Annotated in this window: 9 protein-coding genes and 2 pseudogenes; 6 read left to right on the top strand and 5 right to left on the bottom strand. The window is 67.7% G+C overall.

What is annotated here, in order from left to right:
* Positions 1-82: 82 nt before the first annotated feature.
* Positions 83-394 carry a hypothetical protein gene (locus tag ABT254_RS34590; protein ID WP_351479081.1) on the top strand — a complete coding sequence of 104 codons (312 nt, stop codon included), beginning with the start codon at positions 83-85 and terminating at the stop codon, positions 392-394.
* A gap of 115 nt (positions 395-509) precedes the next feature.
* A pseudogene (locus ABT254_RS34585) lies at positions 510-656 on the top strand (response regulator transcription factor); the annotation flags it as partial.
* A 189-nt stretch (positions 657-845) separates the two neighbouring features.
* Here ABT254_RS34585 and ABT254_RS34580 read toward each other — a convergent pair.
* From ABT254_RS34580 to ABT254_RS34570, 3 genes are all read right to left on the bottom strand, one after another.
* Positions 846-1763 carry an LAETG motif-containing sortase-dependent surface protein gene (locus tag ABT254_RS34580; protein WP_351479078.1) on the bottom strand — a complete coding sequence of 306 codons (918 nt, stop codon included), beginning with the start codon at positions 1761-1763 and terminating at the stop codon, positions 846-848.
* A 192-nt stretch (positions 1764-1955) separates the two neighbouring features.
* Positions 1956-2420 (bottom strand): RICIN domain-containing protein, encoded by a 465-nt coding sequence (locus ABT254_RS34575; protein ID WP_351479076.1) that lies wholly within the window; start codon positions 2418-2420, stop codon positions 1956-1958.
* Complete coding sequence (locus ABT254_RS34570) at positions 2421-4766, bottom strand: alpha-L-fucosidase (protein WP_351479073.1); 2346 nt, start codon at positions 4764-4766, stop codon at positions 2421-2423.
* A 442-nt stretch (positions 4767-5208) separates the two neighbouring features.
* On the opposite strand from ABT254_RS34570, the gene ABT254_RS34565 reads away from it, so the two are divergent.
* Positions 5209-6645 (top strand): RICIN domain-containing protein, encoded by a 1437-nt coding sequence (locus ABT254_RS34565; RefSeq protein WP_351479070.1) that lies wholly within the window; start codon positions 5209-5211, stop codon positions 6643-6645.
* An 87-nt stretch (positions 6646-6732) separates the two neighbouring features.
* Here ABT254_RS34565 and ABT254_RS34560 read toward each other — a convergent pair whose 3' ends face one another.
* Both ABT254_RS34560 and ABT254_RS34555 read right to left on the bottom strand, forming a co-directional pair.
* Positions 6733-8484 (bottom strand): glycoside hydrolase family 6 protein, encoded by a 1752-nt coding sequence (locus ABT254_RS34560; protein ID WP_351479067.1) that lies wholly within the window; start codon positions 8482-8484, stop codon positions 6733-6735.
* A 30-nt stretch (positions 8485-8514) separates the two neighbouring features.
* Positions 8515-9389: pseudogene (locus ABT254_RS34555) on the bottom strand (cellulose binding domain-containing protein).
* A 324-nt stretch (positions 9390-9713) separates the two neighbouring features.
* Between ABT254_RS34555 and ABT254_RS34550 the strand changes: the two are divergent.
* From ABT254_RS34550 to ABT254_RS34540, 3 genes are all read left to right on the top strand, one after another.
* On the top strand, positions 9714-12632 hold the full coding sequence (locus tag ABT254_RS34550; RefSeq protein ID WP_351479064.1) for a glycoside hydrolase family 48 protein: 2919 nt from the start codon (positions 9714-9716) through the stop codon (positions 12630-12632).
* Positions 12633-12838: 206 nt separating this feature from the next.
* Complete coding sequence (locus tag ABT254_RS34545; protein ID WP_351479061.1) at positions 12839-13972, top strand: glycoside hydrolase family 12 protein; 1134 nt, start codon at positions 12839-12841, stop codon at positions 13970-13972.
* A gap of 257 nt (positions 13973-14229) precedes the next feature.
* Positions 14230-15252, top strand: a complete 1023-nt coding sequence (locus tag ABT254_RS34540; protein ID WP_351479059.1) for a LacI family DNA-binding transcriptional regulator — start codon at positions 14230-14232, stop codon at positions 15250-15252.
* Positions 15253-16387 lie beyond the last annotated feature (1135 nt).

Raw genomic sequence — 16387 nt, 5'->3', positions numbered from 1 at the left:
CCGGGCCTGAGGCGGACGCCGACGAGGCTGGGATGGAGGAGCACCGGTTGCCGGCGGGATCGCGGGTGCGGCTGGTGCCGCAGTGGACACCCGAGCTGGCCATGGGGGTACTGCCGGGTGGTACCGGGACATCGTCGAGGTCATCCAGGACGCGGTGCATCCGATGCAGGCGCATCACCTTTGTGCCGCGCTGGGTTTGTCGACGGACAAGAGCAAGGCGGAAGGCTTTCGGTCGAAGCTGAAACGGCTGGTCGAGCGGGGCTGGCTGGCGGAGGAGGAACCGGGGCCGTTCACGCCGCGTGAGGGTCTGGCGGCGGGCGGGGATGCGCCGGAGCAGGCGGGGTCTTCCGCCGTGCGCCGCCGCGCCGGTGAGGGGTCGGGCTCTCGTGCCTAGCGTCGAAGGCGCATCGCCCCCGGATACAACGGTCCACGGTGGACCGTGAAGGCGGACACCATCACCACGGGCTCCGCACACCACGTTGCCGACACAGTCGACGAACCATCCGGCCAACGCCGAGATCGCCGAGCGTCTCGTCCTGACCGAGTCCACCGTCAAGAAGCACGTGGGTCGCGTACTCGCCAAGATCGGCGCCCACGACCGCATCCAGGCCGTGCTCACGGCGTACGACACCGGGCTGGTCAGAGCCAAGTCGTAGCCGGCCGAGGCCTGCTGAGAGCCATCAGCCGGGTACCGAAGCGGCCATCCATGGCTGTCGGGGGGCAGAACCAGTGGGCTGGCTCTGCCCCCCGTCGGCCGACACGCAGGGTCTCAGGAGACGGTCCGCGGGTCTTCCGCTGCGGCGGCGGTCCCGTTCAGCAGCAGGGAGCGATCTGTGGCGCTCTCGTCATGAGCGACGGGTGCGGCGCGTCGCGAACACGGCGGCGGCTCCGACGGCGATCACCAGGGCCGCACCGCCCACGATGGGGCCGACCGGTGTGCTGGAGCCGGTCTCCGCCAGGGGCGGCGTGCTGTCACTGGGCGTCGGCTTCGGGGTGGTGGGCGGCGTCGACTCCAGCGGGGGAACGTCCGGGGTCGTGGGCGGCTTCGTCGGGGGCTTGTGGGTGGTCGGCGGGGTCGACTCCCCCGTGGGGGGCGGGTTGTCCGCGGGCGTCGTGGGGGTGGCGGGAGTGCTCGCCGTCGGCTCCGACGGGGTCGGGGTGGGCGACTCCGGCGTCTTCGGGGTGCACGGCTTCTCGCCGCCGTTCCACGCCGCTATCAGGTGGTACGGCGTGACGACGCCGTCGGGCTCGTACGGCGCGGGGCCGTGCCCCTCACCCGTGCCGCCGTCGTACGTGACGTCGTCGCCGTAAAGATCGATCTGGCCATAGCAGTCGGGGGTCTTCACGCTCAGCTTCTGCCAGGTCCGCCCGGAGTCGTCCTTGCCCGCGACATCGGCGGAGGTGAGGTAGACCGTGGCCTTGTCGGCCAGCGTCTGGCGGCCGGAGGAGTACCAGTCCGGCCCCTCGGTGGTGTATTCGGCGAGGGACACGGGGTACTTACAGCCGTCCCCGACCGTCTGGCCGGCAGCGAGTCGGACCTCGACCGTTCCGGGGGCGGTCTTCCAGAGGTAGAGCCCGCCCTGCGAGGTCCAGTCGGCGCCGACGACGTTCCCGTCGGCACCGACGATGCGGTACTGCACGGTGGCGGACTGGCATCCCTCTGATTCCGTGGCGCTTGCCACGCCGGCTCCGAGCACCGGCAGCGCCACGGTGGCGGTGAAAGCGGTTACGGCGAGTGCGGGCAGAGTTCTGAGACGGTGCAAGCGCGACAAGGTGAGCCCTTACTGACATGAGGGTGTGGGAGGTGGCACAGTGCGAACGGCAGGCGCATGCCGGGAATCCCTGGCCGTATGCGCGAACAGACCGGTCGCCTCACTTCGCCCGCGTCAGCCGCGACGAAGTGAGCGGAACGTACTCGATCTCCGGAACTCCCGTCAATCTTTCGTGGGTTCACCTCATTTCACTCTGGTCCTCAAGTACAACAAGAGGCCCTGTCTCTGCCACTCACACTGGGACGATCTGCCGCTCCTGATTGCTGCCGGTGTTTGGGTGGCGTTGACAGCGGTGGTAGCCGCTCGTGGCGGGGACCAGCCTCCGCCACTGGTGTGCTCCGGTGGTGTCCGTCGACTGGTCGAGTGCCTGGCCGGGGATCCGTCGCCGTTGGGCAGGAACCGCCAATGCTGGTTGGTGCCGGTGTTCCACAGCCAGATGATGGCGGGGGCGCCGTCGGCCGTCGAGCCGTCCTTGATGTCGAGCAGGATGCCCCGGTCGCGGCGGTCAGGAGCCGTCTTCGGTCGGGGGCAGGTCGTGAATCCCCATGGCGCTGATCCTTTGTGGGTCGAGGGAGGGATGGAAGCGATGGAGGTGGTGCGGGCGTGGTGCGGGGCCGCCCGTGTGGCCCGGCACCACGGCCCGTCCACTCAGAGGGCGACGAGCTGCCAGTCCTGGTTGGAGCCGTCGGTGGTTGGCCACTGGATCACGTAGGCGGCGTCGAGGGTCGAGGCGTCCTTGACGTCGGCGCACCAGCCGGTGCGGACGTTGACGAGCCGGTAGTAGCCGCTGGTCTTGGAGGGGACCAGGTTCCACCACTGGTTGTCGCCGCCGTCGTCGGTCGACTGGTCGAGGACCGCGCCCTGGGTGGAGCCGTCGGGACTTTCGAGGACCTTGCCGCTCTTGACGCTGACCAGCCGGTAGGAGCCGTCCGCGTTCGGCAGCAGTTTCCACTGCTGGTTGGTGCTGCTGGTGCCGCCCCAGGGGTACTGGATGATGTTGGCGCCGTCGCCGGTCGAGGCGTCCTTGACGTCCATCACCTTGCCGCTGTTGCGGTTGACCAGCTTGAAGATGCCCAGGTCCGCGGCGAAGGGACGGTCGTAGACCTCCAGGTTGCGGAGGGAGGCCCACACGCCGGTCGGCAGCCCGGTGACGGTGACGCGCACGTAGCGTGCCTGCGCCCGGAACTGGGCGACCTGGACCTGGCTGGTGCTGGTCGTGGTGGTGCGGTCGGCGAGGAGGGTCCAGGTGGTGTTGTCGGCCGAACCCTCGATCTTGTACTGGTAGTTGGTGTTGTCCAGCTCCCAGGCGATGCGGGTGCCGGTGAGGGAGCGGGTGGAGCCGAGGTCGACCTTCAGCCAGTGACCGGTGCTGCCGTTGTTCGCGCACCAGCGGGTGGAGGTGGACCCGTCGACGGCCTTGGCCGCTGTGTTGCCCTTGGAGGTCTCCTCGCTGTCGGCGGTGGCGGTCTTGCCGACGGCGATGTCGGCCGGCTGCACGGACCGGTCCAAGGTGACGCCTACGACACTGTCCTGGGGGTGGGTGGTGCGGTCGATGCCTGTGATGGTGACCCGGCCGTCGCCGGCGACCGAGTACGACAGGTTGGCGCCGGAACGTACGTCGAAGACGCGGGTGACCTGGGCGTCGCCGATCGGCGGAGTGGTGAAGGAGGTGCCGCTGTAGCCGGGCAGGAGGTGGATGTAGAAGGTGCTGTCCTTGTAGGTGAAGCCGTACTGGCCGTCGACCGGGTTCCACGGGCCACCGCGGGTTCCGTAGACGGACTGGCCGCAGGCGGTCATGAACGTGCCGATCTGGCGCAGCAGGTTCGCCTGGCCGGAGGAGACGGTGCCGTGCCGGTCAGGGCCGACGTTGACCATCGCGGTCATGTTGCGCACCCAGCAGTTGACCAGGATGTTCATCGCGGTGCCGTAACTCATCACCTTGTTGTCGGAGTTGTAGCCCCAGGAGCTGCCGACGGTGAAGACCTTCTCGACCAGGTTGCCGGTGCGTATCGCCCCGGTGGGTACCCCGGAGCCCTCGTCGTTGATGTAGTCGCCCATCCAGCCGGACCGCAGGTTCGCGACGATGTCGGGCTGGTGCTTGCGGACCATGCCCATCAGCCCCAGAGGCTTGCCACTGGTGTCGGTCTCGCCGTAGGCGGCGTCCACCGGCCACTGGTTGGCGGTGTCGCGGTACTGGCCGGGCTCCCAGAAGAACGCCGCGTCGGCGTCACTGCCCTTCTCCGCCAGCCAGCCGCCGTCCCACCACAGGTCGTCGATGACGCCGTACTGGGTGACCAGCTCCTTGACCGACTCGTACACCTCGGTCTTCATGATCCGCGCGTTCTCCTTGTGCGCGGGGTCGGTGGTGTAGTTCCAGGGGTTGGCCGCGCAGTTGGTGCCGGTGACGTCGTAGTAGCCGGGATAGCGCCAGTTGATCGGTGAGTAGTACAGGCCCACCTTCAGTCCGGCCGCCCGCACCGCCGCCACGTAGTCCTTGACGAAGTCACGGTTCAGCGGGGCCTGCCCGGAGCTCCAGGCGTTGGGGTGGTTCAGCGGCCACAGGGCGAAACCGTCGTGGTGACGGGTCGTCAGTGTCACGTACTTCGCGCCGAAGTCCTTGGCCAGCTGGGCCCACGCGGTGGGGTCGTAGGCGTCCGCGGTGAACTGCTCACTGGTGGCGTCGGTGACATATTTGCGGTAGTCGGAAGGGGTGATGGGGGCGTTGTGCATCCACCACTCACCCTTGGCCGGGCCCGAGTACACACCCCAGTGGATGAACATGCCCAGCTTGGCGTCCTGCAGCCACTGGATCTTGGAGTCGGGCTGCTGCTCGAGGCCCATGTCGGTCTTGGGGATGCGCAGGGGCGGGAGCGGCAGGGGATCGGCCGTGGCGGCGTACGCGGGCGTCGCCACCGCGACGGACCCGACCGCGGCGGCCGCCGTCATGGCCGCCATGCCGGCGAGCACCGATCTGCGTGAGATGGATTCCGGCACCGTGATTCCTCCTGTTTGGTTGTCAAAACGAGTGCGGGTTGGACGACCTTGACCAGGCAGCAGCGTGGGTCGGCAGGTGGGGTCCGCGAGCCCTTGAGCGTCCCGGTATCCGTCCCGATCCGCCCACATACATTGGATGGATTAACGACCAGACGCACCACTACTGTCTAGTGGCGTGACGCAGTTTCCCGCAAAAACCTTGGCGCCCAGCTCGACCGCCCTACTAGACATGGGATGTATTCCAACAGGCTGCCCATGTGGAGGTTCGAGCCGGATCGGCCCGAAACGTTGACGAGGCCCCCGCCGAGCCCTACCGTGCTTCAGCAGAAACGCACAGCTTCTGACATTTATCCAAGTCTCCGGGTGGACGAGCCGCCACCTCCGAGGAGCCGAACCCGGCGCCGGCCCCGCCTTCTCGCCGGCATTCGACGAAGGAATCCCCATGCTCCGTCGTGCTTGCTTGCTGCTGTCCGCCGTACTCGTGTGCGCGTCCGGGCTGCTGGCCACCGGCGCGGCCGCGCAGGCCGCTTCCATCACCGTGACCAACGCGACCCAGTTCACCGACACCGCCGGAGCCGTGGTCCACGCCCACGGCGGTGGCGTCATCAAGGTCGGCTCGTACTACTACTGGTTCGGCGAGAACCGCAACTCGGACAACTCCTTCAAGTACGTGTCGGTCTACCGGTCGACGGACCTGAAGACCTGGGAGTTCCGCAACAACGTCCTCACGCGGAGCAGCGCCGCCGAGCTGGCCTCCGCGAACATCGAGCGGCCCAAGGTCATCTACAACAGCGCCACCGGCAAGTACGTCATGTGGATGCACAAGGAATTGGCCACCGACTACACCCAGGCCCGCGTCGCCGTCGCGGTCTCGGACACGATCGACGGCAACTACACCTACCTGGGCAGCTTCCGTCCACTCGGCATCACCTCACGGGACATGACCCTGTACAAGGACGACGACGGCACGGCCTACCTGGTCTCCTCCGCCAACGAGAACGCCGACCTCGACATCTTCAGGCTCACCGACGACTACACCGGGGTCACCAGCGTGGTCGCCAACCCGTGGCCCGGCACCTACCGCGAGGCACCGGCACTGTTCAAGCGGGGCGGCGTCTACTTCATACTCACCTCCGCCAACAGCGGCTGGAAGCCCAACCAGCAGAGGTACGCCACCGCCACCAGCCTCGCCGGCCCCTGGACCGCCATGACGGACGTAGGCAACGACACCGCCTACGGCTCCCAGACCGCCTACGTCCTCCCCATCCAGGGCACCTCAGGCACCTCCTACCTGTTCATGGGCGACCGCTGGGGCAACTCGACGGGCGGCACGGTCAACGACTCGCAGTACGTCTGGCTGCCGCTGGCCTTCCCCACCAGGACGACCATGGACCTGCCGTGGTACCCGCAGATCGCCATCGACACGGCGGCCGGAACGGTCACCGGCGTTGGCGGCGGCCCCTACTACAACCTCGTCGCCCGGCAGAGCGGCAGGTGCGTCGACGTCGCGGACAACTCCGCCGCTGACAGCGCCATCGTCGTGCAGTACGACTGCAACGGCGGCCTCAACCAGCAGTGGCGGCTCAGCGACGCAGGCGGCGGCTACGTCCAGGTCATCGCCGAACACAGCGGCAAGTGCCTGGACGTCGCCAACGCCTCCACCGCGGACGGCGCCTACGTCAACCAGTACCACTGCACCACCGGCACCAACCAGCAGTGGCTCTTCCAGGATCAGGGCAACGGCTACTACCACCTCGTCGCCCGGCACAGCGGCAAATGCCTGGACGTGAAGGACGCCTCCACCGCCAACGGCGCCCGCCTCATCCAATGGCCCTGCGGCACCGGCACCAACCAGCACTTCCAGAAGCGCGGCGCCTGACCACCAGTGCTTACTCCGGAACGCGCGAATCGCCGGGGCCACGGCCTGAAGTGGCCGGGACCCCGGCGGGGTCACCGCGTCAGCGGATCACGACAGCGGCGGGTAGGCGTTCTGCATCAGCTGCTGGAACTGGGCCGAGAACCAGTGTCCGGCGAGCGGTGCGTTGGGCAGGGCGCCCGTGGGGTTGTTGCCGTTGCGGGCGTTGCCACCGTACGTCGGGTCGCACATCCGGTCGAAGCCCTTGCCCTCGTCGTTGGGGACGGCGGAGCTGGCCCCGTCCGACTCACCCGGCGGCTTGACCCAGACGTAGGCGTCGATCCCGGCGGCGGGAGCCGCGGTGGGCCGCTGGCCGAGGCCTGCGCCGCTCTGGTTGCACCAGTTGCCGGCGTGGATGCGCCGGTCGATGCGGCCGCCGTTGACGTAGTCGTCGACGGAGGTCTGCGGGCCGGGGCCGGTGGGACGGGCGGAGCCGCCCCAGCCGTTGCGGGAGGTGTCGATCAGCATGCCGATGCCGGAGTTGAAACCGGCCGCGACGAGCTTGTCGCGCATCGCCTGGGCGAAGGACTGCTCGTCCACGTACTGGTTCCAGTCCACCCACTTCGACTGCCGCACCGTCTGACCGTTCACCGTGTCGGTGACCTTGAAGTTCGGCTCCTTGACCGGGCTGTAGTTGGCGGTGTTGACGATGAATCCGGCGACGTCGTTGACGCTCGCGCCGTTGCTGGTGGCGACCTTGGCGAACTCCTGGACGGCGGGGCCGAGGTTGGAGTCCCAGCCGAGCCAGCCGTGGTGACCGGCGTCGATGTAGTTGTAGACGTTGGGGATGGCGCCGAGCTTGTCCAGAGCGTAGGAGACGCCCTTCTCGTAGTTGCCGGTGCTCTTCATGGTCACGCAGGCGTCGGTGGTGGTGTTGGTACCGCCGGCGTTGGTGACCAGGTTGGGCAGCGAGTCGGGCTCGATGACCGCGGCGATCCGCAGCCCCGCGTACTTCGAGTCGGAGAGGATCGACGCGATGGGGTCGATGTACTGGGACTTGTACTTGTCGAGGTCGTTCGGGCCGAGTTCGCCGTTGGAGGCGAGGGCGGCGCAGTCACGGCCGGGCAGATCGTAGATGACCAGCTGGACGACCAGGTCGCCGGAGCCCTTCTGCTTCAGCGCCTCGTCGAGGTGGGCGCGCAGGCTCATGCCGCCGCCCACGCCGTTGATGGCGGCGATCCTGTCGAGCCAGACGGCGGTGGGCTGGTCGGCGACCCGGCTGCCGCCCGGTTCGGCGGCGGCCTTCGCGGACCACTCGGGGTTCACGTAGACCTTGGCGCCGGTGTAGGGGTTGTCGACGCGGTTACCGGTGTCTCCACCACCACCGCCGCCTCCAGTGCCTCCGCCGGTGCCGCCTCCGCTACCTCCGTCCGTGCCGCCCCCGCTGTCGGCGTTGCAGGTGACGCCGTCGAGCGTGAACGTGGCGGGCACGCTGTTGGTGCCGCTGTAGGACCCGTTGAAGCCGAAGCTGACCGAGCCGCCACTCGCAAGGGTGCCGTTGTAGCTCTCGTTGGCGGCGGTGACGTCGGCACCGTTCTGGCTGATCTTCGCGTTCCAGCCGTTGGTGACCTTCTGGTTTCCGGCGTACGACCACTTCAGCGACCAACCCGACTTGGCGGCGGCATTGTTGGTGATGGTCACGGCGGCGGTGAAACCGGTGTCCCACTGGCTCTGGATCTTGTAGTCGACGGTGCAGGGGATGGCCGAGGTGGCAGCGCCGGCCTGGCCGACGACGAGGCCCGTCCCCGACAATCCGGCGACCAGCGCCAGGGCTGCGAGCAGCGATGTCCTGGTGTGACTCATGAGTGCGGGTTTCCTTCTTCCTGTGGGGAGTTACGGATGGAGGGCGCGCAGGTGATCACGCAACCCGACGCCGTACGCGGTGGGTGTGCCGTCGTAGGCGGAGATCAGTGAGGGCCCGGAGGAGCAGTCCCAGGTGTTCCAGGTCCAGCCGAGGTAGGACAGGTTGTGGTCGTCGAACCACTTCATGAGGCGAAGGACGGCATGGGCTTCTGACAGCCCGCGTGCATGTCCGAGCAGCCGGCCGAGTTACCGGTGTGACCGGACGTCCAGTGCAGGTCGAGGATCGGAGTCAGGCCGTGCGCCTCTGCGCGAGCAACCACGTCCTTGACGGCGTTGATGTAGTTGGCGCCGCCGTCCTCGGGCTTGATGGTGGAAAGTCCCAGCCAGCATTCCTCGTTGAGCGGGATGCGGATCGCGTCCGCCTTCCAGTCGGCGATCGCATTGATCGCCGCGTCACCCATTGGCCCGTCCCACATGCCGCGGCCCTGTATGCACATGAACTCGCCGCCGGAGCGGTTCACGCCGAGCAGCCGACGCGTTGTGCCGTCGGCGCCCACGAGCTTGCTGCCCAACACGTGCAGCGCGGGCGCGGTGCCGGCGGCATTGCTGCCCGACCAGGAGCCGACGAAGCCTGCACTGACACTCACCCCGGAGTCGAGGGAGCCGTTCCAGCTCTCGTTGCCGGCGGTCACGGTCGTGCCGGACTTGGACCACTTGGCGTTCCAGCCCTGGGTGACCTTCTGACCGCCTGCGAAGTTGAAGGTGAGCACCCAACTGCTCAGCGCAGCCGGGCCATTGGTGCTCTTCACGGCGCACTGGAAGCCGTTGTCCCACTGGCTGGCGACCGAGTACTCCACCAAGCAGGCGGGCTGTGCTCCCTGCGCCGTCACCACCGGAAGCGTCATGGCCCCGACAAGGGCGAACGCGCCGGCGACGGCTAAAAGTAATGAACGCGGGGGGTGTCGCATGAGCGACTCCTTGCAGCTTGGCGCGCTGTTACGGACGCGTCGACTGAATGGAACCGCTCCCACTGGTGCGGACGAAGGTAACGCCAACAGCCCGGGTTTCATAGGGTCCTGCGAAATATTTCGGTCCGACGTGCCGCTTTGAACTTTCAACTCCTCAACGGCTTGACCGAGCCCCCATCCGTCTCCACCATGGGAGCGCTCCCACTGGTTTCAAGTCTTGACCTCTCCCCACGAGCCGCGTGATCAAGGAGGAACCAGCACATGGATCCCGGACGTAAACGCAGAGCCGTACGGCGCATGTGGACCGCCGTGGCGGCGGCGTTCGCCCTGCCCCTGTCGATGCTTGCCACCAGCGCAACTCCCGCGCAGGCAGCGGCCGTTCAGTGCAGCGTCGACTACAAGACCAACGACTGGGGCTCCGGCTTCACCGCCGACCTGACCATCACCAACCGCGGTACCGCCGCGATCGACGGCTGGACCCTGACGTACAGCTACTCGGGCAACCAGAAGCTGAGCAACGGCTGGAACGGCACCTGGTCGCAGTCCGGCCAGTCGATCACCGTGAAGGACGCCGGCTACAACGGCACGATCGCCGCGGGCGCCGCCGTTTCCACGGGAGCGCAGTTCAGCTACAGCGGCACCAACACCGCTCCCACCGGTTTCGCGATCAACGGCACCACCTGCGCGGGTGCCCACCAACCGCCGGTCACCGTGCTGACCAGCCCCGCCGCGGGCGCGGTCTACACCCAGGGTGACCCGGTCCCGCTCGCGGCGACCGCGGCGGCGGCCGACAACGCGACGATCAGCAAGGTCGAGTTCTACGACGACACCAAGCTGCTGGGCACGGACACCACGGCGCCGTACTCACTCTCAGCCTCCAGCTTGACCGTGGGCAGTCATTCCCTGGTGGCGAAGGCGTACGACAGCCTGGGCGCGTCCGCGGAGTCCACGCCGGTCGGCATCACGGTCGCCTCGGGTCCCGCCGTGGTGGCCTCGACGACCCAGCTGGCCGTGCAACAGGGCAAGACGGGTACGTACGAGGTGAAGCTGTCGACCCAGCCGTCCTCGAACGTCACCGTCAACACGGCACGGGTGAGCGGTAATTCGGGGCTGTCGGTTACCGGCGGCGCCTCGCTCACCATCACCCCTTCGAACTGGAACACTCCGCAGAAGGTGACCATCACCGCCGACAGCTCCGGCACCGGCGCGGCGACCTTCGAGTCGACGGCCGCCGGGTTGTCCAAGGCGACGGTCACCGTGACGCAGATCGGCGGTACGAAGGCGTACGACGCCCGCTTCCTGGACCTGTACGGCAAGATCACCAACCCGGCGAACGGCTACTTCTCCCCCGAGGGCGTTCCCTACCACTCGGTCGAGACGCTGATCGTCGAGGCGCCGGACCACGGCCACGAGACCACCTCGGAGGCCTACAGCTACCTGCTGTGGCTGCAGGCGATGTACGGCAAGGTCACCGGTGACTGGTCCAAGTTCAACGGCGCGTGGGCACTCATGGAGAAGTACATGATCCCCACCCACGCCGACCAGCCGACCAACTCGTTCTACAACGCCTCCAAGCCCGCCACCTACGCGCCGGAGGCGGACACGCCGAACGAGTATCCGACGAAGCTGGACCAGTCCGTGCCGGTGGGTTCGGACCCGCTTGCCGGTGAACTGAAGTCGACGTACAACACCGACGACGTCTACGGCATGCACTGGCTGGAGGACGTCGACAACGTCTACGGCTACGGCAACACGCCGGGCGGGACCTGCGAGGGCGGTCCGACGGCGAAGGGCCCGTCGTACATCAACACCTTCCAGCGCGGGCCGCAGGAGTCGGTGTGGGAGACGGTGCCGCAGCCGACCTGCGACGCCTTCAAGTACGGCGGCACGAACGGGTATCTGGACCTGTTCACCGGCGACTCGTCCTATGCCAAGCAGTGGAAGTTCACCGACGCCCCGGACGCCGACGCGCGCGCGGTGCAGGCCGCGTACTGGGCCGACGTGTGGGCCAAGCAGCAGGGCAAGGGCGCGGACGTCTCCGCGACCGTCGGCAAGGCCGCGAAGATGGGCGACTACCTGCGCTACGCCATGTACGACAAGTACTTCAAGAAGATCGGCAACTGCGTCGGTCCGTCCACCTGCCCGGCCGGCACCGGCAGGGACGCCTCGCACTACTTGCTGTCCTGGTACTACGCCTGGGGCGGCTCGAACGACACGAGCGGCGGCTGGGCCTGGCGCATCGGCTCCAGCTACGCTCACAGCGGCTACCAGAACCCACTGGCCGCCTATGCGCTCGGCTCCTACACCGACCTGAAGCCGAAGTCGGCGACCGGGGCCGCGGACTGGAACAAGTCGCTGGACCGGCAACTGGAGTTCTACCGGTGGCTCCAGTCGTCCGAGGGCGCCATCGCGGGCGGCGCAACCAACAGCTGGGCGGGCCGCTACGCCACCCCGCCGGCCGGGACGTCGACCTTCTACGGCATGTACTACGACGAGCAGCCCGTCTACCACGACCCGCCGTCCAACCAGTGGTTCGGCTTCCAGGCGTGGTCGATGGAGCGGGTCGCCGAGCTCTACCAGCAGACGGGGAACGCACAGGCCAAGGCGGTCCTCGACAAGTGGGTGAAGTGGGCGCTGTCCAAGACCACGATCAACCCGGACGGCACGTACCAGATCCCGTCGACCCTCCACTGGTCCGGTCAGCCGGACACGTGGAACGCCGCGAACCCCGGCTCCAACAGCGGGCTGCACGTCACCGTCGCCGATTACACGAACGACGTCGGTGTGGCCGCCGCGTACGCCAAGGTCCTGACGTACTACGGCGCCAAGTCCGGTGACACGACAGCCAAGTCGACGGCGAAGGCGCTGCTGGACGGCATGTGGAACAACTACCAGGACAGCCTGGGCATCGCCGTCCCCGAGACCCGCACCGACTACAGCCGGTTCAACGACAGCGTGTACGTGCCGAGCGGCTGGAGCGGCAAGATGCCGAACGGCGACGCGATCAACTCCTCGTCCACGTTCGCATCGCTGCGGTCCTTCTACAAGAACGACCCCGCCTGGTCGAAGATCCAGGCCTACCTCGCGGGCGGAGCCGCGCCCGTGTTCACCTACCACCGGTTCTGGGCCCAGGCGGACATCGCCCTGGCCATGGGCTCGTACGCGGAGCTCCTTGAATGACCCCCCGCTGAAGCCCGCGTGCGCGACCCCGTCCCAGGATGACGAGGTCACCTGGCCGGGCGGTCCTCGGCCCCCCCAGGACCGCCCGGCCCCTTGTCAGAAACATGATCATCTATCCGCTCCTGCGAGCGCATCGATTGGGAGCGCTCCCAAATTCGTTTGGGGCGCTCCGGTTACTCCCCTCACACCCGCGCGGAGGAATCCCCATGCAACTCTCGAAACACCACGGCAGGGCGGGAGCCCTTCTGGGGGCACTGCTCGCATCACTGCTGGCGCTGACGGCGCTCCTCTCCGCCGCTCCGCCGTCGCACGCCGACACGACCATCTGTGAGCAGTTCGGTTCGACCACGATTCAGGGCCGCTACGTCGTCCAGAACAACCGCTGGGGCACCAACGCCACCCAGTGCATCACCGTCACGGATTCCGGCTTCAGGATCGCCCAGGCCGACGGCTCGGTGCCGACCAACGGTGCTCCGAAGTCGTACCCGTCCGTGTTCAACGGCTGTCATTACACCAACTGCTCGCCGGGCACCAACCTCCCGGCCAGGCTCAGCTCCATCTCGAGCGCGCCCACGAGCATCTCCTACAGCTATGTGAGCGGTGCGGCCTATGACGCCTCCTACGACATCTGGCTGGATCCGACTCCGCGCACCGATGGTGTGAACCGCACCGAGATCATGGTCTGGTTCAACCGTGTGGGTGGCGTGCAGCCGGTCGGCTCGCCGATCGGCACCACCAGTGTGGCCGGACGTTCGTGGGAGGTGTGGTCCGGCAACAACGGCACGAACGACGTCCTGTCGTTCGTCGCCCCCTCGGCGATCGGCAGCGGCAGCTTCGATGTCATGGACTTCGCCCGGCAGGCCATCTCCCGCGGACTGGCGCAGGACAACTGGTACCTGACGAGCGTTCAGGCCGGCTTCGAGCCATGGCAGAACGGCGCTGGACTGGCGGTGACGTCTTTCTCCTCGACCGTGAACCTCGGTGGCGGCTCCGGCGGTTCGGGCGGGGGCACGGGTGGTTCTTCCGCCTGCAAGGTGGCCTACGGCACGAACGTGTGGCAGGGCGGCTTCACCGCCGACGTCACCGTGGCCAACTCGGGTTCGTCCGCGGTCGACAACTGGAAGCTCGCGTTCACGCTCCCCACGGGACAGCGGATCACGAGCTCGTGGAGCGCCAACGTCTCTCCCTCGTCGGGAGCGGTGACGGCGAGCGGCATGTCGTACAACGCGTCGATCGCGGCGGGCGGCCAGGTCTCCTTCGGGTTCCAGGGCACCTACGACGGCAGCTTCGCCAAACCGGCCGCCTTCAGCCTCAACGGCACGCCCTGCACGACCGGATGAGGACTCCTGCCACGTTGCTACCAACTTCACGCGGCTGACGCGAGCCCCTGCCGTCGCGCGCCGCACGGAGCTCCACCCGGCAGCCCCCGGCCCGCCCGCCTGACATTCCGGTGTCCAGGCGGACGGGCCCTCCGTGCTGCCGCAGAACACCCGCATGGACGCTGATGAGCGTGGGCCAAATCCACGCGATCATGTGCCGTAGTCGTATGCCCCGCCTCCCGGGCCGTAAGATCGGTGATCTCGTCGGGGAGGTGGTCATGGGCAAGCGACGCCCTGGGGCGCCGACGCTGGAAGAGGTGGCCGCCCACGCCGGGGTGGGGCGGGGCACAGTCTCCCGGGTCATCAACAACGCGGCCGGTGTCAGGGATTCGACGCGCCGGGCCGTGCAGCGAGCCATCGACGAACTCGGGTACGTGCCCAATCTCGCGGCCCGGACCCTGGCCGGGCGGCGAGCCGATGCCGTCACTCTCGTTCTGGCAGAGCCCGACTGGAAAATGTTCGCGGAGCCGTTCTTCTCGGAGATCGTCCGCTCCCTCGGGGACGCACTGGCGGACACCGGGATGCAGTTGATGCTGACCCTGGTCCGCTCGGACGACGAGCGGCAGCGCTTCCTGGAGTACGCGCGCGGCGGCCGGGTCGACGGAGTGCTGCTGATGTCCGTGCATGCGGGCGATCGGCTGCCGGACATGCTCGCCGAGGCCCGGGTGCCGACCGTGATGCTGGGGCGCCGATCGGGCGACGAGAACGTCAGTTATGTGGACGCGGACAACGTCGGCGGCGCCCGTAGCGCCGTCTCCCACCTCCTGGCACGGGGCCGCACGTCGATCGCCACCATCACGGGGCCAGGTGACATGTACGTCACGCAGTGCCGCCTGCGCGGCTACGAGGACGCCCTGGCGTCGGCCGGCCTGAAGAGCGCGCCGTCCTGGATCGCTGAAAGCGACTTCACGGAGGAGAGCGGACGCCGCGCGATGGCCGAACTCCTCGCGCGTCACCCGGAGATCGACGGCGTCCTCGCCGCGTCGGACACCACGGCGGCCGGCGCCCTCCAAGCGCTGCGTGCGGCAGGGCGGCGGGTGCCGCACGACGTCGCCGTGATCGGCTTCGACGACTATCCCCTGGCTCAGCGCACCGAGCCGCCGCTGACCACTGTTCGTCAGCCCTTGGAGGAGATGGGACGGGCCATGATCCGACTGCTCATGGAAGACATGGAGGAGCCGTCGGTGGCGTACCACCACGTCATCCTCCGTACGGAGTTGGTGGTCCGCGACTCGGCTTGACTCTCATCGAGGCTTGCGGGTGATCGGAGCCGGGGACAGCCGTAGCCACGTCGGCACGCGAAAGGATGGGCCGCCCTGCCTCGTCATCGTAGGGGGACTCGATGCGGTCGTGGGAGGGGGCATGTCCTTCGACTTCCGCATCTGCAACCGGTCCAGAACCAGGTCCAGCAGACGCCGCGGTGCCCGGTCGGCGACCAGACGGTCCCGGAACTCGCTCAGTACGGAATGATCGAACCCGGGTTGGATGACCGTGTTCGACGATCTCACCCTGACCTGGAGCGACTGCTCAGGCTCCGGGTGCGCCACGCCATATGACTGCAGCGGATCGACCACAAGATCGACACCGTCGGCAGAGGAAAGCCGTATAGGAACTGGGCCGGCGGCGACACCCGCCCGCCCCGGACTGGCTCGTCGAACTGGCCATCGGCGCCGGTCACCCTGCCGCTGCCCAGCTTCTACGCAGCGCCTTTCAGGAACTCGCCGGAGACGCTCTGTCCCCGTGGGATCCGCCGCCCGATGGGTCCTCACAGCCTGCTGGTGGTGAGGGAAGGCAGCCCGATGATTCGGGCATCCGGTGATCGGCAACGAATTCGTCAGATCGGCGTCTACTCACAAGCCGCGTAGTGGTCGCTCGGCGCGCCGGCGCCGAAGCAGTGGAGATCGATCAGGGGCTCACCGTTCGAGAGGAACAGGGCCTGCTGAGGGGCGTTGACGGTGACCGTGGATGACGAAAAGCCGTCTCCACCGCTGATGACTGTGTTCGTGTCGGCGGAGGCAACTCCTGCACTACCGCAAAGAGCGCTGAGGACGACTGCCGTGATAACCGCGAACTTTCTGGACAACTCGGTTCCCTCCTGAATTCACGCACATGCACACTTGGGCCCAGGCGTGGCCGTACAGATACAGGTACACATCCCGGGTCCGGACTCCTCCACCATCGCTGGCCTGCGGTGGGCGCGCACGAGGAACACCGCCAACGAGTGAACCCGGCAAACATCGTGCCGTTCGGGGAGCAGTCCTTCGACGTCGAGGCGGCTTCCGAGCGCTACCTCAACATGGGCGCCAAGGACCTGACGCTCGCGCAGGCCGCCCTGCCGCCAGCGGCCGCCGCGACACTTCCCGCAGCGTACGGCCG

Source organism: Streptomyces sp. NPDC001137 (genome assembly GCF_040298885.1).
GTDB lineage: Bacteria > Actinomycetota > Actinomycetes > Streptomycetales > Streptomycetaceae > Streptomyces.
The sequence above is the reverse complement of the archived record's forward strand: the minus strand, read 5'-3'. Positions and strand labels throughout refer to the sequence as shown.